The 20,737-nt window shown below is 72.1% G+C and carries 19 protein-coding genes and 1 pseudogene; 11 read left to right on the top strand and 9 right to left on the bottom strand.

Annotation, left to right across the window (positions count from 1 at the left end; translation table 11 throughout):
• Nucleotides 1-33 precede the first annotated feature (33 nt).
• A complete protein-coding gene (locus tag ABZ937_RS36575; protein WP_361698545.1) occupies nt 34-981 on the top strand; it encodes an alpha/beta hydrolase in 948 nt (315 codons plus the stop codon).
• A 49-nt stretch (nt 982-1,030) separates the two neighbouring features.
• Here the strand turns inward: ABZ937_RS36575 and ABZ937_RS36570 are convergent, their stop codons facing one another.
• A complete protein-coding gene (locus ABZ937_RS36570) occupies nt 1,031-2,032 on the bottom strand; it encodes a LacI family DNA-binding transcriptional regulator (protein ID WP_361698543.1) in 1,002 nt (333 codons plus the stop codon).
• 322 nt (nt 2,033-2,354) lie between these two features.
• Between ABZ937_RS36570 and ABZ937_RS36565 the strand changes: the two genes are divergently transcribed.
• The 3 genes and pseudogenes from ABZ937_RS36565 to ABZ937_RS36555 all read left to right on the top strand — a co-directional run bounded on the left by ABZ937_RS36565 (nt 2,355) and on the right by ABZ937_RS36555 (nt 4,515).
• Nucleotides 2,355-3,602 carry an MFS transporter gene (locus ABZ937_RS36565; RefSeq protein WP_361698541.1) on the top strand — a complete coding sequence of 416 codons (1,248 nt, stop codon included), beginning with the start codon at nt 2,355-2,357 and terminating at the stop codon, nt 3,600-3,602.
• Between the two features lie 38 nt (nt 3,603-3,640).
• Nucleotides 3,641-4,066 (top strand): annotated as a pseudogene (locus tag ABZ937_RS36560) (5'/3'-nucleotidase SurE); the annotation flags it as partial.
• Between the two features lie 89 nt (nt 4,067-4,155).
• The gene (locus tag ABZ937_RS36555) at nt 4,156-4,515 is read left to right on the top strand and encodes a hypothetical protein (RefSeq protein WP_361698642.1); all 360 of its coding nucleotides are present in this window, start codon (nt 4,156-4,158) and stop codon (nt 4,513-4,515) included.
• A gap of 73 nt (nt 4,516-4,588) precedes the next feature.
• Here ABZ937_RS36555 and ABZ937_RS36550 read toward each other — a convergent pair whose 3' ends face one another.
• On the bottom strand, nt 4,589-5,569 hold the full coding sequence (locus ABZ937_RS36550; protein WP_361698540.1) for a hypothetical protein: 981 nt from the start codon (nt 5,567-5,569) through the stop codon (nt 4,589-4,591).
• Between the two features lie 197 nt (nt 5,570-5,766).
• On the opposite strand from ABZ937_RS36550, the gene ABZ937_RS36545 reads away from it, so the two are divergent.
• Nucleotides 5,767-6,180: a DUF6234 family protein gene (locus ABZ937_RS36545; protein WP_361698539.1), complete on the top strand. Its 414-nt coding sequence runs from the start codon at nt 5,767-5,769 to the stop codon at nt 6,178-6,180.
• Between the two features lie 5 nt (nt 6,181-6,185).
• Here the strand turns inward: ABZ937_RS36545 and ABZ937_RS36540 are convergent, their stop codons facing one another.
• The 4 genes from ABZ937_RS36540 to ABZ937_RS36525 form a co-directional block, all read right to left on the bottom strand.
• A complete protein-coding gene (locus ABZ937_RS36540; RefSeq protein ID WP_361698638.1) occupies nt 6,186-6,920 on the bottom strand; it encodes a lysozyme in 735 nt (244 codons plus the stop codon).
• Between the two features lie 193 nt (nt 6,921-7,113).
• Entirely contained in the window at nt 7,114-8,973 is a 1,860-nt protein-coding gene (locus ABZ937_RS36535) for a M1 family aminopeptidase (RefSeq protein ID WP_361698537.1), read from the bottom strand.
• 301 nt (nt 8,974-9,274) lie between these two features.
• Entirely contained in the window at nt 9,275-9,931 is a 657-nt protein-coding gene (locus ABZ937_RS36530) for a 1,4-alpha-glucan branching protein (protein WP_361698536.1), read from the bottom strand.
• 64 nt (nt 9,932-9,995) lie between these two features.
• Nucleotides 9,996-10,355 (bottom strand): hypothetical protein, encoded by a 360-nt coding sequence (locus ABZ937_RS36525; protein ID WP_361698535.1) that lies wholly within the window; start codon nt 10,353-10,355, stop codon nt 9,996-9,998.
• Between the two features lie 242 nt (nt 10,356-10,597).
• Here ABZ937_RS36525 and ABZ937_RS36520 point away from each other — a divergent pair, with 242 nt between their 5' ends.
• On the top strand, nt 10,598-11,515 hold the full coding sequence (locus ABZ937_RS36520) for an SGNH/GDSL hydrolase family protein (RefSeq protein WP_361698533.1): 918 nt from the start codon (nt 10,598-10,600) through the stop codon (nt 11,513-11,515).
• A 40-nt stretch (nt 11,516-11,555) separates the two neighbouring features.
• Here ABZ937_RS36520 and pgm read toward each other — a convergent pair whose 3' ends face one another.
• From pgm to ABZ937_RS36505, 3 genes are all read right to left on the bottom strand, one after another.
• The gene (gene pgm / locus ABZ937_RS36515; RefSeq protein ID WP_361698531.1) at nt 11,556-13,196 is read right to left on the bottom strand and encodes a phosphoglucomutase (alpha-D-glucose-1,6-bisphosphate-dependent); all 1,641 of its coding nucleotides are present in this window, start codon (nt 13,194-13,196) and stop codon (nt 11,556-11,558) included.
• Between the two features lie 226 nt (nt 13,197-13,422).
• Nucleotides 13,423-14,262, bottom strand: coding sequence for a chitosanase (locus tag ABZ937_RS36510; protein ID WP_361698529.1), 840 nt, complete (start codon nt 14,260-14,262; stop codon nt 13,423-13,425).
• Between the two features lie 147 nt (nt 14,263-14,409).
• Nucleotides 14,410-15,960 carry an MFS transporter gene (locus ABZ937_RS36505; RefSeq protein ID WP_361698527.1) on the bottom strand — a complete coding sequence of 517 codons (1,551 nt, stop codon included), beginning with the start codon at nt 15,958-15,960 and terminating at the stop codon, nt 14,410-14,412.
• A gap of 164 nt (nt 15,961-16,124) precedes the next feature.
• Between ABZ937_RS36505 and mgrA the strand changes: the two genes are divergently transcribed.
• The 5 genes from mgrA (at nt 16,125) to sph (ending at nt 20,707) form a co-directional block, all read left to right on the top strand.
• The gene (gene mgrA, locus ABZ937_RS36500) at nt 16,125-17,168 is read left to right on the top strand and encodes an L-glyceraldehyde 3-phosphate reductase (RefSeq protein WP_361698525.1); all 1,044 of its coding nucleotides are present in this window, start codon (nt 16,125-16,127) and stop codon (nt 17,166-17,168) included.
• 153 nt (nt 17,169-17,321) lie between these two features.
• Nucleotides 17,322-17,504 (top strand): hypothetical protein, encoded by a 183-nt coding sequence (locus ABZ937_RS36495; RefSeq protein ID WP_361698523.1) that lies wholly within the window; start codon nt 17,322-17,324, stop codon nt 17,502-17,504.
• Between the two features lie 103 nt (nt 17,505-17,607).
• Nucleotides 17,608-18,093 carry a TrkA C-terminal domain-containing protein gene (locus ABZ937_RS36490; RefSeq protein ID WP_361698521.1) on the top strand — a complete coding sequence of 162 codons (486 nt, stop codon included), beginning with the start codon at nt 17,608-17,610 and terminating at the stop codon, nt 18,091-18,093.
• 5 nt (nt 18,094-18,098) lie between these two features.
• On the top strand, nt 18,099-19,316 hold the full coding sequence (locus tag ABZ937_RS36485; RefSeq protein WP_361698519.1) for a cation:proton antiporter: 1,218 nt from the start codon (nt 18,099-18,101) through the stop codon (nt 19,314-19,316).
• Between the two features lie 407 nt (nt 19,317-19,723).
• A complete protein-coding gene (gene sph / locus ABZ937_RS36480; RefSeq protein WP_361698517.1) occupies nt 19,724-20,707 on the top strand; it encodes a sphingomyelin phosphodiesterase in 984 nt (327 codons plus the stop codon).
• The last annotated feature ends 30 nt before the right edge of the window (nt 20,708-20,737 follow it).

The following is a 20,737-nucleotide window of genomic DNA, read 5'->3' as shown; positions in this document are numbered from 1 at the left end:
CCCGCCCCGGCCGACGACGGAAGGCCCCCCGACATGACCTCTGCAGCCCCCGCCCAGCTCGACACGGGCTGGCCGCCGCCCCCGTTCCTGGCTCCCGTCCCCGCCATGACCGGCACCGACGGCGTGCGCCGCTTCCACGGGCTGAGCTACGCCACCTCACCCGGCTACCGGCCGCGCCTGCTGGACGTCCATGTGCCGCCGGGCCAGGAGCCCGTACCGGCCGTCGTGTGGATCCACGGCGGCGGCTGGCTGGAGGGCGACCGCCGCTATCCGCCGCCGACCGTGCCGGTCGAGCTGCTGCACGGAGCCGTACTCGGCGCGGGCCTGGCCCTGGTCGGCATCGACTACCGGCACAGCCTGGAAGCGCCCTTCCCCGCCCAGCTGCACGACGTCAAGGCCGCCGTCCGGTACGTACGGCGGCACGCCGACGTCCTCGGCATCGACGGGGAACGGATCGGCGCCTGGGGCGAGTCGGCCGGCGGTCATCTCGCCGCTCTGGCCGGCCTCGTCCGTGCCGACGCCCACGGTGCCCGGCTCGAAGGCAGGGAGGGCGTACCGGACGGGGACAGCGCGGTGCGGGCCGTGGTCGACTGGTACGGCGTGTCCGACATCGAACCGCTGCTCGGGCAGACCATGCCGGCGCTGCCCGCCCCGCCGGGCGCGCCGCCGTATCCGCATCCGTTCGAGGCACTGCTGGGCGGCGGCCCCGTGGCCGAGCAGGCGGAACGGGCCCGCGTGGCCAGCCCGGTGACGTACGCGGGCGGCACCACTGCGCCTCCGTTCCTGCTGGTCCACGGCCGGGAGGACCGGGTCGTCCCGTACAGCCAGAGCGAGGCGCTGGCCCGGGCGCTGACGTCGGCGGGCGGGGATGTCACGCTGCGGCCCGTGGACGGGGCCGACCACATCTTCCTCGGCTCGCCGGAGGTGCCCGCCATCGTCGCGGAGAGCGTCGACTTCCTGCGCCGTCACCTGACCGCCTGAGCACCGCCTGACCGGCGGCGCCCCGGCCCGCGCCCGGCAGCCGGCCCGGTCAGGCGGACTCGCGCCATACGAGCACCGGTTCCACCGCGGGCAGCGGCTCGGCGGTGCCGTGCTCGATGAGGCCGTGCAGCGCCCCGGCGATCTGTGCGGCGGAGGGTACGTCCAGCCGGACCGTGGTGAGGGCGGGGCGCTGCAGGATCGCGGTGACGAGGTCGTCGCAGCCGACGACGGCCACGTCGCCGGGGACATCGATACCGGCGTCCTGCAGTGCGCGCAGCAAAAGGGCCGCGTACTCGTCGTTGTAGGCGAAGACGCCGTCCAGGCCGCGTTCCGCCCAGCCGCGCGCCAGTTCGGCCGCGGACGCGTAGGTGTACTCCATCTCCACCGGGGTGACGGTCGCCGTCGTCCGGGCGGCCACGCTGCGGGCGCCGGCCAGGCGGGGCGCGGCGAACGCGGACAGGCCGCGTTCGCGGGGCATGACGACCGCGAGGCGCCGCCGCCCCCGCGCGACGAGGTGTTCAACGGCGAGCACGCCCGCGCGCCGGTCGTCGAACGGGACCGTGACGACACCTCTCACCGGCTCCGGCGCGAACGCCATCAGGGCCTGCACGCCGGCGCGCCGCAGCACGTCCGCGCCGGCCTCGGTGAGGCTCGCGCCGTCCAGTGCCAGCACGGCGCCGGGACGCAGTTCGGCCCAGGCGCGGGCCGCGGTGACGGCGTCGGCGTACCGCCCGGCGTGCAGGACCGTCGTGTAGCCGTACCGCTCAAGTTCCGTGTGCAGCTCGTCGATCCAGCCGCTCACCAGGCGGCCGATGGCGGACACGGCGGCCGGGATGAGCACCAGGTTGGTGCGGCCCGCCCGCAGTGAGCGGGCCGCCGCGTGCGGCACATAGCCGAGCGTGTCCGCGGCCGCGAGGACCTTCGTGCGGGTCGCCTCGCTGACCCGGTGCGTCTGGGTGTTGTTCAGCACGAAGGAAACGGTGGCCCGGGAGACGCCCGCCAGGCGTGCCACGTCGGCGCTGGTGACGGCCGCGGCCGGTGTCCTCGTCATGCTTCCCTTCCGCTCGTCGGCGCTGATGACGCAGATCACTACGTTACACGCGTCAAGTGGCGGCATCGCGGGAGATCACCGCTGTCGGTGACACGAGTAACCAACGAACCTGGCTGCCTCCATGCAGGACCCTGTTCAACCGGTCTCCCGGCTGCTACACAAGGACCACCGCCTCGGTTACTCGTGTAATCAAAGGAATCCGGCCACCCCGAGATCCGCGGATCCCCGTTCCCCCGACGCGCCCTCGCCATCCCGGCGCCGCTGCCCGTCCCCCTCGTTCTTCTCTTCCTCCCCTCTGCCACCTTCCTCCCCAGGAGGCGCCATGCCCCTGTCCTCTCCAGCAGCCACTGCGCGGGCCGTCCCCGACACCCGGCAGCGCGGGCTGATGGCCCTGCTGCTGGTCGTCAACGCCTCGATGTACGCCGTGTACATGGGGGTCGGCTCCGTCCTGCTGCCCACCCAGGTCGCCGCGATCGACCCGGACCACAAGGTGGCGCTGCTGGGGCTGATCGGCGGGGTCAGCTCGGTGTTCGCGACCGCCTGCAATCCGGTCGCCGGCGCGTTGTCCGACCGCTCCGGGCGGCGCAACCCGTGGGTGCTCGGCGGGGCGCTGGCCTCGTTCGCCGGGCTCGCCTTCCTGGGCCGGGTGCACACGGCGCTGCTGGCCGGAATCGGGTGGTGCCTGGTCCAGGGGACCATGAACGTCTATCAGGCGGCGGTCACCGCGATCGTGCCGGACCGGATCCCGTCGGACCGGCGCGGCACGGCCTCCGCGCTGGTGGGGCTGGCCCTGCCGGTGGGCGGCACGCTGGGTGTCCTGGTCGCCTCGGCCAGTGCCGAGCATCTCCCGGTGGGCTATCTGGTGTTGGGGCTCGTCGCCGCTGCGGCTGCGCTGCTGCTGACCACGATGTGCCGGGACGTGCCGCGCGCCCAGGACGCCGTACCCGCGCCCGCGCTGCCCTGGCGGCGGCGTGCGGCGGTCTTCCTGTCCGCGCTGCGCAGCCGGGACTTCCGCTGGGCCTTCGTCGGCCGTGCCCTGATGGTGCTGGGCTACTTCTCCGTCGTCGGATACCAGCTGTACATCCTGGACGACCGCATCTCGCTGCCGAAGGGGCTGAGCCCGGCGGAGGCCATGGCCGTGCTCACGCCGGTGTCGATGGCGGCGATGGCGGTGTCCACGCTGGCCGGTGGTCTGCTGTCGGACCGGTGGAACCGGCGCAAGGTGTTCGTCGGCGTCTCGGCGGCGCTCGCCGGGATCGTCATGGTCGTCCCCGTTCTCGTCCCGACCTGGCCGGGCATGCTGGTCTTCAGCGCGCTCAACGGGCTGGCGTTCGGCTGCTTCATGGCCGTGGACACCGCCGTCGTGACGCTGGTGCTGCCCCGCGCGGAGGACGCGGCCCGCGATCTGGGCGTGCTCAACATCGCCAACGCCGGCCCGCAGATCGTGGCGCCGTTCGTCGCGTCGGCCGTGGTCACCGCGTTCGGCGGCTACACCCCGCTGTTCCTGTTCGGCGGCGCGCTGTCCCTGCTCGGCGCGCTCGCCATCCTTCCCATCCGCGGCGTGCGCTGATCCGCCGTCACCCCGCCCTTCCGGCAAAGGAGTCCTTCATGCGCCGCAGACATCTCCTGCCCCTGGCCGCCCTGCTGCTGTGCGGCGGCACACTCGACACCGCGGCCTCCGCCGCACCCACGGCACCGCGGCCCCTGCGCATCCTCCTGACCAACGACGACGGCTACGACGCGCCGGGCATCCGGATGCTCCGCGACCGTCTCACCGCGGCCGGACACGACGTGACGATCGTCGCCCCGCTGACGAACCAGAGCGGCGCCGGCACCCGGATCTCCAGCGCGCCGACGATCGGTGTACGGCACCCGCAGCCGGCGGTGTGGGCCGTCGACGGCTCTCCGGCCGACGCGGTGAGCTTCGGACTCTCGGCCGTGTTCACCGACCGGGCACCCGACCTGGTCGTCTCGGGCCCGAACTTCGGCCCCGATCCGGCGGCCGTGGCGACCCATTCGGGCACGGTCGGCGCGGCCGTCACGGCCGTGGAGAACGGCGTTCCCGCGATCGCCGTCAGCACGGGCGGGCTGGAGGTGCCGAGCCGGGCCGGATCCTCAGCGCGATGCGCCCCACGGACGACTTCGTGGTCGAACTCGTCGACCGGCTGCGCGACCGGGCCCGCGACGGCCGACTGCTGCCGGCGGGCGTCGGTCTCAATGTCAACCATCCGGTGCTCGGCGCGGACGGCACGGGCCCGGCGCGCGGCGCCGAAGTCACCACCCAGGATCCACGGCCCGTGCTCGCGTACGACTACACCGGCAACGGCGACGGCACCTGGAAGGTCGGCGTCGGCGTGGTCGACACCCCGGTACGCCCCGGCAGCGACATCGCCGCCGTCACGGCCGGCCGCATCTCCGTGTCCCCGATCACCCCGGCTGGAACACGAACAGCGTCGACCACGCCCGCACGGCGGCCCTGCTGACGGACTTCGACCGTAGGGCTGGTGTCGCATGCTGCCGTTCCGCCCGGAGGCCACCCGGAGAAGTAGCGGGCGGTCAGGTCGCCCCCCTCGGTCGGCTCCCGCCGGTCGCCTGGCGGGGAGTCCACGTGGCGGGGCGGTTGCGGTGATGCGGGGATTGCGTCAGCAGCTCGCCGAGACGCTCCCGGCCCTTGTCGGTCAGGCCGGCCCGGTACCTCTCGAAGTCCGCCGGTCTCATCGCTGCCGCGTAGGTGATGAGATTGACGTAGCGGTTCACCATGTGGGGCATGGCCTGGCACACCTCAGCCAAGCGCGACAGGGGACTCCGGGCCACTCGGCAGGCCTGCTCCAGAACGCCCGCGGGTTCGACCTTTCCGGCGAACTCCTTCCCGACGGTGAGCCGGGAGATGACCCCGAGCGAGGCGTTCAGGTCCCCGGCACACAGATAGCCGATCTGGTCGCGGGTGTATTCGGCGGAACGCTCGTAGGGCAGGAGCCACGGATCGATGACCGCGGCCCATTTCAGGCGCTCCAGGATGATCACATAGATGGCCAGTTGTCCGTGGCGGGCCTTGAGGTAGCTGATGAAGCTGCCCAGGAGGAAGCGGAACGGCGCGGGCCCCTCCGCTTGGAGATCGGCTGCGAATCCTCCCTCGATGAGCAGAACACGCGTCCCCAGCAGACTGGTGATCGTCATCTTCCCATCGACGTCGTCGGCCACGTAGACGTCGATGGGCCGGTGATAGTCGAGCATGCTCCGAAGCCGGACGATCTCGGCGTGCAGCTCCGGAAAGCTCTCGGACGTCACTTTGACGGCGCGACCCAGGAGGCGGGCGTTCCAGAACCGCATGAAGATCCAGATGCTCACGACGACGACCACAATCAGGAGGATCGTCCAGAGCAGAGCCGCGAGGTCCGTCGCTGCCAATGTCCCGAGAAAGACGACAAAGAGGAGCGTCAGCCAGGACACAGCCATGACCAGCCGTTTGCGTTCGTACGGGTGTCTGGCCTCCCGGGACCGCAGACGCGGATCGTAGGCCGGGACATCGGGGAACATGACGATCTTCCCCCTCTCTCCCTCCCCTTCCCCTTCCCTCTCACTCCCCTCGTTCTCCTCCCATTTTGCTCCCGCCCCACCCCCCTCGCCCTTCGAGCACGCCTGGCCGTCTCGGGCGGGTCGGGGGCGCTGTCCGGCACGGAGCTGAGTACTCGTACTCATGCGCCCGCCTCGCCCCCACGGGCAGGGTGGCGGGCATGAACCTGCCCGTCGCCCCGCCGGCCTTCGACGCCACCGCCGGCCCCCGACAGCGCCACCGTGCCGACCGGGGCGCCGACATCGGGGCCGGGTGTGGTCTGGTGTTCCTGGAGCTGATCGCCTTGGTGGTGATCTTCGGGCTCTGGTTCCTGTCCGGGTTCAACCTCGACCCGGGCAAGACCGTACGGACCGACTCGCTGTGGGGGTACCTGGCCGCCGCCGGAGGAGTCGGCGCCCTCGCCCTCGTGGCCCTCGTGATCGCCGCGCGGGCCGGGGCCGTCGTGACCGTGGTCAGCCAGGGCATCATGGCCGCGCTGATCTGCCTCGTCGTCTTCGGCGGGTCTGCCGCGCAGTCCCACCAGGACACGGTGTGCCGTGACCTGCCGTCAGCGGCCGGGTGCACCGGCCAGTAGGCGACTCAGCCGACGGCGAAGTCCTTCAGCCGGTCCTGGGAGCCGTTGTAGCGGTCGTGGTCGCCGACCGTCTTCCCGGTGGAGGTGTACTGCCACATCGTGTACGACGACCAGCCCGCCGGCAGCGTACCCACGGTCGAAGCGTAGCGCGCGACCCACAGGGGGTTGGTCGTGCCGAAGCCGGCGTGGTTGCCGGTGCACTCGGACCACCAGCTGGTGGCCGTGTAGATGACCGCGTCCCGGCCGGTGCGGGACTTGTAGCGGTTCAGGAAGTCGCGGATCCAGGTCACCATGCCGCTCTTGGACTTGCCGTAGCAGGAGTCGCCGTACGGGTTCCACTCGATGTCCAGGACGCCGGGCAGGGTCTTGCGGTCCTTCGACCAGCCCCCGCCGTGGTTCACGAAGTAGTCGGCCTGGGTGGCGCCGCCGCTCGTGTCCGGGGTGGCGAAGTGGTAGGCGCCGCGGACCATGCCGACGTCGTACGAGCCGTCGTACTGCTGGGTGAAGTAGGGGTTGGTGTAGTACGTCCCCTCGGTGGCCTTCGTGTACGCCCATCTGGTGCCGCTGCCCCAGAGCGTCGACCAGGCCACGTCGCCCTGGTGGCTGGAGACGTCGACCCCCTCGGTCTGGGTGGCGCGCGGGGCCGGGGGCGGCGTGCCGTCGGTGCCGTCGTGGGCGAGGACGCCGATGCCCATGTAGGCGCTGCCACGCGTGAGTACGCCACCGCTCGGATCCGGCATGGCCGGGGGGCTGGACAGGAGCAGGAGCAGGCCGGTCAGGGTGCCGGTGAGGAGGCACCGGCGGGCCCGGCCGCGGATGCAGGTGATGGAGTTTCGCACGCTGTCCATCTGACCCGGGGGCGGGTCGTCCCGCACCCCGGGTTGCGCCCAACGAAGCTGTCCGCGGCCGGCGTTTAGCCCATGCGGGTGCTCCTCAGCCCTCGATGCGGTGCTGGGTCCAGAAGGAGGTCAGGTCCGTGCTCGTGGCGGCCTGGGCCGCGGCCTTGAACTCGGCCGTGGTGGACACGCCGTACCAGTGCGCGGTGGCGTAGTCCTTCAGCAGCTTGGCCATGGCGGTGTCGCCGAGGACGCGCCGAAGGTCGTGCAGGGCGCACTTGCCGTAGCCGTAGACCACGGTGGAGTAGCGGGAGGAGTGCGCGTCCCAGTACGCCATCGAGTTGGTGATCTTCTCGGCGCTGGAGGCCCAGGAGACGCCGCTCCAGCAGTTGCTGCCGGTCTTGCCGAGGGCGAGGTCGGTGGCGTAGTCCGTGAACGCCTCGTCCAGCCAGGGGCTGGTGTACTCGTCGTCGCCGACGATGCCGTACCACCACTGGTGGCCGATCTCGTGGGTGAGCGCGGTGGTGCTGACCAGGTCCAGGACGAAGCCGGGGTACTCCATGCCGCCGAACCAGTAGTTGTTGTCGATGACCGCGTCCAGTTCGCCGTACGGGTAGGCGCCGAAGCGTCCGGCGTGGGCGTCGACCGCGGTCTTGGCGGTGCTGAGCATCGACTGGGCGCTGGAGGAGCTGATGCCCGAGACCGAGTAGACGTTCACCGGGACGCCGGCGGCCGAGGTGCCGGAGATCTTGGTGAAGGGGCCGGCCGCCCAGGCGAAGTCGCGGACCTTCGTGGCGGTGGCCGTGGTGACGGTACGGCCGCTGGAGCCGGGCGTGTCCGTGGAGGTGCCGGTCGCCGGGACCAGGAGGGTGCTGGGATGGTCGAGGGTGACCTTGAAGTCGGCGGCCAGGGAGTAGAAGGACTCGCCGTTGTTGGTGTACGGGTCCAGGTGCCAGCCCGCGCTGTCGCGGATACCGAGGACGGGCAGGGCGTTGCCGAGGAAGCTGAACGCGCCGTCGTGGCCGAAGCGGTCGGCGCCGCTGGGCACGGTGATGCCGAGGTCGAAGCCGATGGTGGTGCTCTGGCCCTGGGCGAGCGGGCTCGGCAGGTCGATCTTCAGGGCGGTGCAGGCGACGGAGAGGGCGCCGGCGGTGCCTCCGGTGACGTTGCTGACCCTGATGGGCATCGCGTCGCAGGTGCCGTGGTAGTTGTCCCACAGCCGCAGGTACACCTCGCCGAGCGCGGTGGCCGAGGCGTTGGTGAAGGTCACGCTCTCGTGTCCGGTCCAGACGGTGCCGCTCGTGTCGCTGCTCAGGTTCACGGTGTACGACGGGGCCGCCGGGGTGCGCGTCGAGTCCGCCGGCGGAGTGGTGCCACCGGAGGCGTCGAGCGCGATGTCGTCCAGGACGAAGCTCGTCGAAAGGCTGGAGTCCTCGGTTCCGGTGAAGGAGAGGTTCACGGTCTGGCCGGCGAACGACGACACGTCGAGGGACTTCTGGACATAGCCGGTGTTCTTGTCCAGGTTCGAGTAGGTGGCCAGGGTCGTACTGCCGATCTTGGCCGTGAGCTTGTCGTAGGCGACGGACGAGGTCGTCTCGGTGGTGTCGATGTGCAGCCAGAAGGAGAGGGTGGCGGTGCCGCAGCCGGACGGGATCGTCACGCTCTGGGTGAGGGTGTCGGTGTGGGTGCTGCCGACGCCGTCGAGCCACGCGTAGGAGCTGCCCGTGTGGGCGGTCTGTCCGGAGCGGCTGGTGATCACGGTGGACGCGGAGGTGGTCCACGGTGATGTCCCGCTCTCGAAGCCGCCGTTGGTGACCACCTGGGCCGGGGTGCAGGCGGCGGCGTCGGGGGCCTCGGCGGGCTGGGCGGTGGCGGTGGTGCCGGGGAGGAAGAGGGCGGCCAGCGTGGCGACGGTGACTGCACCGGCGCCGAGGGCCCTGTGGGGGGTCGATCTCACACGCTACTCCTTTTGCGGCGGCCGGGGTCCGGCCTGCTCGATGACCGTCCGGTCGGCCTGGGTGCGCCGGGGGCGGTCCGGATGGGGCTTGCGCGCTCGTCGTGCGGGGAGGTGCGCCGCGCTCCTGTGGGTCGGGGCGCGGGCTGCCGAAAGAGTGACAGATTTGTCCGGGGCATGCCAGACGGTCATCGGCGGGTGCGCGCCCGGCTCGACCCGCGGCGGGCGATGGCCTCCGGCGGTCGAGGTCCGGGCGCGTGAGGGATCAGCGGTGATGCGGCGTCAGCAAGTCGGGCCTGACGGGTCAGTGGGGCTCCAGCACCGCGAAGACGCCGCGGGCCCGGCTGCCGTCCGGTGCCTGCCAGCCGCTCGCCACATGGCCGATCGCCCCGTCCGGCCGCACCGGCGGGTTCTCGGGCCGGGGCGTGAGGACCCGGTGGACGCGGAGCGTCGTGCCGTGGGGTGCGGGCAGGCGGGTGCCGTTCTCGTCGTCGACCGGATCCGGGGCCGACGGCTCGCCGGTGAACGGGGCGCCGGTGTACGAGCGGGTCACCTCCGGGTCGGGTGCCTCGCTGGCGTTCTGGTCCTGCGCTTCGGCCCTGCCCTCGATCAGGGCCAGCAACTCGGCGACCAGCACCGGGTCGTGGCAGCCGTCGTACGCCCAGCGCGTGCCCAGCACCCCGTGCTCCATCGTGCCCACGAGGGCGTGCTCGGCGTCCGGCAGCGGCGCGCCGCGGTACGTCAGCGGCACCAGGTAGACGGTCGGCTCAGGGGTGGCGGTGTCGGTGATCACGATGATCTCCATGCCGACCTCACCGGCGGGGTCGTCCAGCCGGAAGCCGCCGGACTTCTCCAGCGCCGGGGCGCCCGTTCCGGCCCGGTACCAGGGGCGGCCGGGCAGCCAGCCGGTGACCAGTTCCAGCTTGGTCGGCTTCAGGGTGGTCTGGTGCACGATGGCCATGCGGCGGTTCCCTTCCGTCGTGCGGGACACGAACCTCCGTAGCTTCGCACACCGTTCTCGCTGGTCAGCCGTCCGCCTCGACCTGCGCGGCGGCAACTCGGCCCGGGTGTCGGGCGTTCCGGGACGGCCGGGCGGACGCCGAGAGGTACGTGGTTGCATGGCCGAGGCCCGGGTGGACGTCCGGGTCGAGGACGACGGTCCCGGCGCCGAGCCGCCGCACCTCCCGGCCCGGCCGACGGCAGACGGGCAGACTCTCCGGGCCGGCGGTCACCCGGTCCACGCAGCAGCCGTCGGCCGCGTACCAGGTCCGGTGCCGGCGCACGCCCTCGGTGGTCCGGTCCCGATCCCCGACGCCGTGGCCGGTGTTGACGTGGCCGAGCAGCCGGGCCCGGCCGTGCGCAGGGCTCGGGCGGCGGCCGTGCACACGGGGGCAGGCGCGCTGCCGCGCCCGCCCGCCGGATTGAGGACGACCGCGTGGGTGCGGGCCGGCGCCGCAGGGAGCCGGTGTCAGGCGCCGGGGCCCAGCCCTCGCCCTCCCCCGGAACTCATTGCCTCCCGCTTCTGGTCCGCGTGACCAACCGGACGGTATACAAGCCAGGTCGAACGCGCGAGGGCCGCTCTCCGGTGCCGCCGCCGCGCGCCGCAGCGGTCACAGGGGGAGGATTCATGGCGTACGACACGCGTCCGGCGGGCGGGACGAGGAACCGGCGGCGGGCGGCCGTGCTCGGGGCGGTGCTGGGCGGCTGCGCCCTCGTCGTCGGCGGCACGACACCCGCTGCCGCGCATTCCGGCGGGCACGGTCGCGAGACCGCCTATGTGGCGCTCGGCGACTCCTACACCTCGGGCCCCGGCATCCCCCGGCAGGTGGACGCCGACTGCGCACGCTCCGACCACAACTACCCCTCGCTCGTGGCCGCCCGGCGGCAGGTGACCGCGTTCACCGACGTCAGCTGCGGCGGGGCCACGACCGCCGAGATGTGGCAGGCGCAGGGCACCAACAAGCCCCAGCTCGACGCCCTGGACCGGCACACGGACCTGGTGACGCTGCAGATCGGCGGCAACGACGTCGGCTTCGGCTCCATCATCGGCACCTGCGCCCGCCTCGCCGCACAGGACCCGGCGGGCAACCCCTGCGAGCGCTTCTACAAGGCCTCCGGCCATGACCAGTTGGCCCTCGGCATCGCGGGGGCCGCGCCCAAGGTCGACCGGGTGCTGCGGGCCGTGCACGCCCGGGCGCCGCACGCCCGGGTGGTCGTCGTCGGCTACCCGGACCTGCTGCCCGACGACGGCAGCGGCTGCTTCCCGCAGGTCCCGTTCGCCGAGAAGGACTTCCCCTATCTGCGGGACACCGAGAAGCGGCTGAACCTGATGCTGCGGCTGGTGGCCGCCGTGAACCGGGCGGAGTACGTGGACACCTACGGCGCCACGGTCGGCCACGACATGTGCAAGGCGCCGGCGGACCGCTGGATCGAGCCGCTGCAACCGGCCTCCCCCGCCGCCCCGGCACACCCCAACGCCAAGGGGGAAGAGGCCATGGCGCAGGCCGTGCTGGCCCGGCTGGAGCGGGGGCGCGGACGGAGCTGAGCCGGAGGCGGCCCCCGACGGAGGCCGCCCCGCGGTCCGGTCAGGCGCCGAGCGCGCCCAGCACCACGCCCTGGGCCTCCTCCTGCACCCGGGCGAGGTGGTCGGCGCCGAGGAAGGACTCGGCGTACACCTTGTAGACGTCCTCGGTGCCCGAGGGCCGGGCGGCGAACCAGGCGTTCTCCGTGGTGACCTTGATGCCGCCGATCGCGGCGCCGTTGCCGGGCGCCTCGGTGAGGACGGCCGTGACCGCCTCCCCGGCCAGCGTGTCCGCGGTGACCTGGGCCGGCGACAACTTGGCGAGGAGCGCCTTCTGTTCGCGGGTCGCGGGGGCGTCGATGCGGGCGTAGGCCGGGGCGCCGAAGCGGGCGGTGAGGTCGGCGTAGTGCTCCGACGGGGTCTTGTCGGTGACGGCCGTGATCTCGGAGGCGAGGAGGGCGAGGATGATGCCGTCCTTGTCGGTGGTCCACACCGAGCCGTTCCGGCGCAGGAAGGACGCGCCGGCCGACTCCTCGCCGCCGAACCCGAGCGCCCCGCTGACCAGTCCGTCCACGAACCACTTGAACCCGACCGGCACTTCGACGAGCCTGCGGCCGAGGTCGGCGGCGACCCGGTCGATCATCGTGGAGGAGACGAGGGTCTTGCCGATGCCCGCGTCGGCCGGCCAGCGGTCGCGGTGCCGGTAGAGGTAGGAGATGGCGACCGCGAGGTAGTGGTTGGGGTTCATCAGGCCCGCGTCGGGGGTGACGATGCCGTGCCGGTCGGCGTCGGCGTCGTTGCCGGTGGCGATGCGGAAGCGGTCGCGCTGCTCGATGAGGGAGGCCATCGCGTACGGCGAGGAGCAGTCCATGCGGATCTGGCCGTCCCAGTCCAGCGTCATGAACCGCCAGGTGGGGTCGGTGTGCGGGTTGACCACCGTCAGGTCGATGCCGTGCTGTTCGGCGATCCGGCCCCAGTAGGCGACGGAGGCACCGCCGAGCGGATCGGCGCCGATGCGCACGCCGGCGGCGCGGACGGCGTCCAGATCCAGGACGCTGGGCAGATCGGTGACGTACGTGCCGAGGAAGTCGTACCGCCGGGTGGTGTCCGCGGCGAGCGCGCGGGCGTACGGCAGTCGGCGTACGTCCTTCAGGCCGCCCGTGATGATCTGGTTGGCGCGGTCCTGGATCCAGTAGGTGGCGTCGGAGGCCGCCGGGCCGCCGCTCGGCGGGTTGTACTTGAAGCCGCCGTCGGCGGGCGGGTTGTGCGAGGGCGTGACGACCACGCCGTCGGCGAGGCCAGAGGTGCGGCCCCGGTTGTACGTCAGGATCGCGTGCGAGACGGCGGGGGTGGGTGTGTAGCCGTCCGCGCTGTCGATCAGCACGGTCACCTCGTTGGCGGCGAACACCTCCAGCGCGGTGGCCCTCGCGGGCTCCGACAGCGCGTGGGTGTCGGCGCCCAGGAAGAGCGGGCCGTCGGTGCCCTGGGCGGCGCGGTATTCGCAGATGGCCTGGCTGGTGGCGGCGATGTGGTCCTCGTTGAAGGCGCTCGCCAGGGACGAACCGCGGTGCCCCGAGGTGCCGAACGCCACCCGCTGTCCCGGGTCGGCCGGGTCGGGGTGCAGCGTGTAGTAGGCCGTGACCAGCCGGGCCACGTCGACAAGGTCCTCGGGACCGGCCGGCCGGCCGGCTCGCTCGTGCGGCATGAGTCCGTTCCTCCGCATCGGTGGGATCGTTCGCTCACCGCCCATCTTTCCTCGTCAGGGGCGTGGGGTGCGAGTGCGCCCCTCCAGGAACGACGCGACTCGGCCGCCCGGGCCGTGCTCGCCCGGCCGATCCGGCGTGTCGCGGCACGGCGGGCCGCCGGGCCGCGCACCCCGGATGCCGGGTCCGCGCCCGCCGGCCCGCCGCACGCCTCGCGGGGCCGGTGGCTCAGCCGATGTGGTAACTGTCCCCGTACACCTTCCAGTCGAGCGGGGTGTTCAGGTCGAGGTTGCCCTTGCGCAGGAAGACCCGCTGCTCGGTGTCGACGCGGCTGGTGTCGCTGTGCGCCTCCTCCTGCTTCATGGCCCAGACCCGGGCGTCCAGGAAGGCGTTGAGGTACGCCGTCTCGTCGCCGCCCTGGGCCGGCGGTTTGGCGCTGCGCAGGGCGCGCGCCCGGATGCTGCGGAAGCTGGTCGGGTCGTCGCCGTCGCCGTGCATGACGAGGGCGTCGTAGTAGGCGAACTGGCCGAGGGCGCGCAGCCCGTCGGCCTTGCCCTGGGCGACCGCGGGGTTGAAGTACACGCGGTCGCGTTCGTCGTTCTGGGCCTGCTGGAACGCGGTGTCCTGGGCGGCCTTGCGCCAGTCCTTGGGGTAGTTGGGGTCCAGGCCGGTGTGCGAGTCGGTGCCGTTGACCTTGCGCAGGGCGGGCAGGTACTTGGCGAGGACGTTGCCGGGCTTGCGGTCGGTGTAGAGCTGGACGAGGTCGAGCATGTCGCCGGTGCCGGAGCAGAAGCCGATGATGCCGGCGGTGTAGCCGCGGCCGTCGCCGATGTCCTCGATGTACTTGTACTGGGCCTTCCAGTCGAGCGAGGAGTTCTCCGCGCTCGACACCAGCTTCATGGCGATCTCCTTCTGCGCGGGGTCGTCCAGGCCCGGCGCAGCGGCCCGGGCCGTGGCGGCGGGCGCGACACCGAGCAGGGCGCCGGAGGCGACGGCGCCCAGCGCGGCCACGACGGCCCGGCGGGAGAGGCGGGCGGAGGAAGCTGTCTCGCGGTCTGTGTGCACCACAGGGGCTCCAAGGGGGAGTGGGGGGTGGTGAGTTGGTCCGTACCGATACTGGTAGGAAAGTTTCCTATCAAACACGGTGGGGACCGGTCACCCGGCACGCGAGAAGTTCGTAGGATCGAACAAGCTCTGGCGCCCCCGGGGGCAGGCTCAGCCGCGCCGGGCCTGCTCCCGCTCCTGCTCCCGCGTGAAGGCGTACAACTCCTTCGAGGTGGCGATGAGTTCGCGCCGTTCCTTGCGCGAACCGACCATCGGCCGCGAGCCCTTCAGCGGGACCTGGGCGCTCTCGGGCAGGAACCTGACGGTGAGCAGGCCGATGGCGCCGGCCAGCATCAGGTAGTAGGCGGGCATGAGGTCGTCGCCGCTGAGGTCGACCAGCGCGGCGGTGGCCAGCGGGGTGGTGCCGCCGAACGCGGCGACGGCGAAGTTGAAGCCGATGCCCATGGCCGCGTAGCGGACGGCGGTCGGGAACAGGGCGGGCAGGGTGGCCGCGCTGGGGGCGGCGAAGCAGGCCAGCAGCGTGGACAGGAGCAGCGCCCCGAGGATCGGCGGCCAGGTGCCGTGCGCCTTGATGAGCAGGAAGGCCGGCACGGCGAGCACGATCATCGCCGCGGCGGCGACGGCGTAGACCGGGCGTCGGCCCACGCGGTCGCTGAGCCGGCCGAGGAAGGTGATCAGGACGACGATCCACACCATGCCGATGAGCACCAGGAGGTCCGCGGAGCCGCTGGAGCGGTGGAGGGTCTCGGTCTGGTAGGTCGGCAGGTAGCCGGTGACCATGTAGTTGGTGACGTTGTAGAGCAGCACCAGGCCCATGCAGACGAGCAGGGGCCGCCAGTGATTGCGGACGATGTCCTTGAACTCGCTGCCCGCCGACTCCTGCGCCAGCGCCTTCTCGTGCTCGTCCAGTTGCTGCTGGAAGGCCGGGGACTCCTCCAGTTTCAGCCGCATGTAGAGGCCGATCACGCCGAGCGGTCCGGCGACCAGGAACGGGACGCGCCAGCCCCAGGAGAGCATCTGGCCGTCCGTCAGGGCCGCGTTCAGCGCGGTGACCAGGGCAGAGCCGAGGGCGTAGCCGGTGAAGGTGCCGAAGTCGAGCCAGCTGGAGAGGAAGCCGCGCCGGCGGTCCGGGGAGTACTCGGCGACGAAGGTGGTGGCCCCGCCGTACTCCCCGCCGGTGGAGAAGCCCTGGACCATCCGGGCCAGCAGGAGCAGAGCGGGCGCGGCGATGCCGATCGTGGCGTACCCGGGGATGACCCCGATGGCGAAGGTGCCGGCCGCCATCATGATCATGGTGGTGGCGAGCACCTTCTGCCGGCCGATCCGGTCGCCGAGCGGCCCGAAGACCAGCCCGCCGAGAGGCCGTACGACGAAGGCGGCGGCGAAGGTCGCGAACGAGGAGATGACCTGGGCGGCCGGGGAGGCGCCCGGGAAGAACACCTTGCCGATGGTGGCCGCGAGGTAGCTGTAGACCCCGAAGTCGAACCACTCCATGCAGTTGCCGAGCGCGGAGGCGCCGACGGCGCGCCGGAGCAGCGGAGGCTCGACGACCTGGACGTCGTCCGCGCGAAAGGGCCGCCGCTCGCGGCAGAGCCTGCGGGTCAGGTCGGTGCGGACCTGGCGCGGCAGCCGTGCCACGGCCCCCGGTGCCCGCGGGTCGCTCGGGGCGTACGGTTCGCCACCGGCCGTAGCACCGCTCATGAGCACCTCCTTCCCGGCCGCCTGCCCCTTTCGCCGATTCAGAAACTGAACCGCTCAATCCCATCCGGGACGGCGGTTGGACTTGCGCGGCACCAGGGAGCAGGGTGGACGGGCCCGTGCGCACACGCAGGGGCACCCGTACCGCACCACCCGGAGAAGACCCGATGACGTACGTCGCGGACCCCGCTCGCTACGACGGCACCATGCGCTACCGGCGCACCGGCCGTTCCGGACTGGACCTCCCGGTCCTTTCCCTGGGCTACTGGCACAACTTCGGCGACGACCGCCCGTTCGAGACCCAGCGCGAGATCGCGCTGCGCGCCTTCGACCTCGGGATCACCCATCACGACCTGGCCAACAACTACGGCCCGCCGTACGGCGCGGCCGAGAGCAACTTCGGCCGGCTGATCGAGCGCGACCTGGCGCCCCACCGGGACGAGCTGGTGATCTCCACGAAGGCCGGCTGGGACATGTGGCCCGGCCCCTACGGGCAGGGCGGCGGCTCCCGCAAGTACCTGCTGGCCTCGCTGGACCAGTCGCTCAGCCGGATGGGCCTGGACTACGTGGACATCTTCTACTCCCACCGGCTGGACGCGAGCACGCCGCTGGAGGAGACCATGGGCGCGCTCGACACCGCCGTCCGCCAGGGCAAGGCCCTGTACGTGGGCATCTCCTCCTACGACGCCGAGCGCACCCGGCAGGCGGCGGCGATCCTGCGCGAGCTGGGCACTCCGCTGCTGATCCACCAGCCGTCGTACAGCATGCTCAACCGCTGGATCGAGACGGACGGCCTGCTGGACGCGGCCGACGAGGAGGGCTTCGGGGTCATCGGCTTCACGGCGCTCGCTCAGGGGCTGCTCACCGGCCGCTACCTGGACGGCGTCCCGCAGGACTCGCGGGCCGCGCGGGGAACGTCCCTGGACGCCTCCTGGCTGACGGACGACATGCGGGACCGGCTGCGCGCCCTGAACGACATCGCGGCCCGGCGCGGGCAGACCCTGGCCCAGCTGGCGCTGGCCTGGGCGCTGCGGGACGAGCGGGTGACGTCGCTCGTCATCGGCGCCTCGCGGGTCGAGCAGCTGGAGCAGAACGTCGCGGCCCTGGAGAACCTCGCCTTCAGCGACGAGGAGCTGGCCGAGATCGACAAGTACGCGACCGACGGCGGCGTGGACCTGTGGCGGGATGCCCGGATGGGGAATATCGGCTGAGCCGTCGTGGCTGGTCAATGCATAGGTGAGCGCGTCCGGAGCGCCTCCGGTGACACCCGTCACTGACATGGCGGATAAGTCGGACATAATGGACTTAGTTCTGATCGCGCTCACCGCGCATTCCCTTCACGACTGCAAGGAGCCGCTCACCGCATGGCGTACGGAGCCCAGCGCAGCCACCTTCTGCCGCCGCACCCCGACCTGACCCTCGCCCGCGACTGCGAGACGTGCCTCGGCTGGGGAACCGTCGTCACCCGCGACGGGGACCACGAGCTGTGCCACATGTGCCAGTCCGACCCCGCCGTCGACGAGGGCACCGCCGCCTCCGGCTCGTAGCACTCGCCTCCCCTGCCCCGGACCCTCCCCGCGCGATCATGCGCCGGGTAGGGTCCGGGTAACGGTTTCACCAAGAACTGTTCAAGCCGGGCAGGGGGCAGCCATGAGCGCCGCACGCACCAGCAGGACGCCGTTGCCGGGTATCGGCGTCCGGTACGACCTGACGACACGCGAGCACCGCCACCTGTCGGTGGTGGCGCACCGGGACGGCTCACGCACACTGAGCGCCTACCGGCACGACGATCCCGACGCCTGCGGGCTGTCGGTCCGCCTCACCGGTCAGGAGGCGGAGGCCCTGGTGGACGCCCTGAAGCCGACCCACCACAGCCCGACCCTGCTGTCCACGACAGAGCTGGGCCTGGTGGCCGAGCGGATCGAGCTGTCCGCGGTCTCGCACTGGAACGGGCGCCTGCTCGGCGACACCCGGATGCGCACCGAGACCGGCGTGTCGATCGTGGCCGTCCTGCGCCGCGCCGAGGCGATCCCCTCCCCCGGCCCCGGCTTCCGGCTGGCCGGCGGGGACACGCTGATCGTCATCGGCACCCGCGAGGGCGTCGACGCGGCCGCCGCGATACTCGGGCGGGAGTGATCCGGGTGCACTCCTCCGCGGTCTTCCTGATCGAGTTCGGCGCCATCATCCTGGGCCTCGGACTGCTCGGCCGGCTCGCCGCCCGCCTGCGGTTCTCGCCGATACCGCTGTATCTGCTGGCCGGCCTGGCCTTCGGCGAGGGCGGCCTGCTGCCGCTCGGCACCAGCGAGGAGTTCGTCGCGATCGGCGCCGAGATCGGCGTGGTCCTGCTGCTGCTCATGCTGGGCCTCGAATACACGGCCGGTGACCTGGTCTCCAACCTGAAGACCCAGTACCCGGCCGGGATCGTCGACGCCACCCTCAACGCCCTGCCCGGCGCCGCCATGGCCCTGCTGCTGGGCTGGGGCCCGATCGCCGCCGTCGTCCTGGCCGGCATCACCTGGATCTCCTCCTCCGGCGTCATCGCCAAGGTCCTCGGCGACCTGGGCCGGATCGGCAACCGGGAGACGCCGGTGATCCTCAGCATCCTGGTGCTGGAGGACCTGTCCATGGCGGTCTACCTGCCCGTCGTCACGGCCCTGCTGGCCGGGACGGGTTTCGCCGCGGGCAGCGTCACCCTGGCCGTCGCGCTCGGGGTGGCGGGCCTGGTCCTGCTGGCAGCGGTGCGCTACGGCCGGCACGTCTCCCGCTTCGTCTCCACCGACGACCCCGAGAAACTGCTGCTGGTGGTGCTCGGCCTGACGCTGGTGGTGGCCGGTGTCGCCCAGCAGCTGCAGGTCTCGGCGGCGGTCGGCGCGTTCCTGGTCGGGATAGCGCTGTCCGGGGAGGTCGCCGAGGGCGCCCACCACCTCCTGGCACCGCTCCGGGACCTGTTCGCGGCGGTCTTCTTCGTCTTCTTCGGCCTGCACACCGACCCGGCGAGCATCCCGCCCGTGCTGCTGCCCGCGCTCGCCCTGGCCGTCGTCACCACCCTCACGAAGATCGCCACGGGTTACTGGGCGGCCCGCCGCGCGGGCATCTCGGCCCGCGGCCGGTGGCGGGCCGGCGGCACCCTCGTCGCCCGCGGCGAGTTCTCGATCGTCATCGCGGGGCTCGCCGTCACCTCCGGCATCGACTCCGACCTCGGCCCGCTGGCCACCGCCTACGTGCTGATCCTGGTCGTCCTCGGCCCGCTGACCGCCCGGTACACCGAGCCCCTCGCCCTACGCCTGACCGGCCCCCGGGACCGGCGTACGGCACCGGAGGCCATGCCCCAGGACCAGGCACCGGCCACCGGCCCCTGACCGAGCGGGTGGGGCGGCTGGACGTCGTGCCGTGGCGGCCACCGCGTTCGCCGGGGCCGTCACCGGGGACGACCTCGGCTCTCCGATCGGCCGGCCGGCGGGCTCGTGCCGTCGGCCGTGACCATGGGTGTGCCGTACAGGGCACCCATAGGGACAGGTTGTACCTCGCTGGGGTACAGCCATTGGTATGCGTCCGGCCGCCGGGAGCAGACTGGATGGCAGACCGGTCGTCAGTCGTACCGGTCCGGGCTCCCCCGGTTCGGAGAAGTGCTGGGGGAGCTTCGTCGTGTCCGGCTCCCGTTCCTCCGCTGGGCGCCATCTGATGCGTGCCTGGGTGTTACCTGTGGGTAATCCCGGATGGTTTGATGTGCGGCGCCACTCAGCCCCTTCATCGACAGGGAGATCCAGTGACGCCCTTCGCACCGCGCCGCGCCCTCGCCGCGGCCGTGCTCGCCCTCGCCCTGCCCGCGGCGGCGCTCGCCGGTACCGCGCCGGCCGCAGCCGCCGAACCGGCACCGGCACTGCGGGTCCTGACGTACAACGTCTTTCTCATGAGCAAGAACCTGTACCCCAACTGGGGACAGGACCACCGGGCCGCGGAGATACCGAAGGCGTCCTTCTTCCAGGGCAACGACGTGGTGGTCCTCCAGGAGGCGTTCGACAACTCCGCGTCGGACGCGCTGAAGCGCGCGGCGGCGGCCCAGTACCCGTACCAGACGCCGGTGGTGGGACGCAGCCGCGACGGCTGGGACGCGACCGGCGGGGCGTACTCCGCCACCACGCCCGAGGACGGCGGGGTCACCGTGCTGAGCAAGTGGCCGGTCCTGCGCAAGGAGCAGTACATCTACAAGGACGCCTGCGGTGCCGACTGGTGGTCCAACAAGGGCTTCGCGTATGTGGTGCTGAACGTCAACGGCACCAAGGTTCATGTCATCGGCACCCACGCCCAGTCCACGGACCCGGGGTGCGGCGCGGGTGAGGCGGCGCAGATGAGGTCCCGTCAGTTCCGGGCCATCGACGCCTTCCTGGACGCCAAGAACATCCCCGCGAACGAGGAGGTGCTGATCGCGGGCGACCTGAACGTCGACTCGCGCAGCGCCGAGTACGCGACGATGCTCGCCGACGCGGACCTGGCGGGGGCCGACGCGCGCACCGGTCACCCGTACTCCTTCGACACGCAGGAGAACTCCATCGCCCACGACCGCTACCCGGACGACCCGCGCGAGGACCTGGACTACGTCCTCGCCCGCGCGGGCAACGCCCGCCCGGCCGGGTGGCGCAACGAGGTCGTCAAGGAGCAGTCGGCGCCCTGGACGGTGAGCAGCTGGGGGACGTCGTACACGTACACGAACCTCTCGGACCACTACCCGCTGCGGGCCTTCGCGCAATAGCCGTCGGCACGGCACACGACGGCGGGCCCC

The organism is Streptomyces sp. NPDC046727, from assembly GCF_040645635.1.
Taxonomy (GTDB): domain Bacteria; phylum Actinomycetota; class Actinomycetes; order Streptomycetales; family Streptomycetaceae; genus Streptomyces.
The sequence above is the reverse complement of the archived record's forward strand: the minus strand, read 5'-3'. Positions and strand labels throughout refer to the sequence as shown.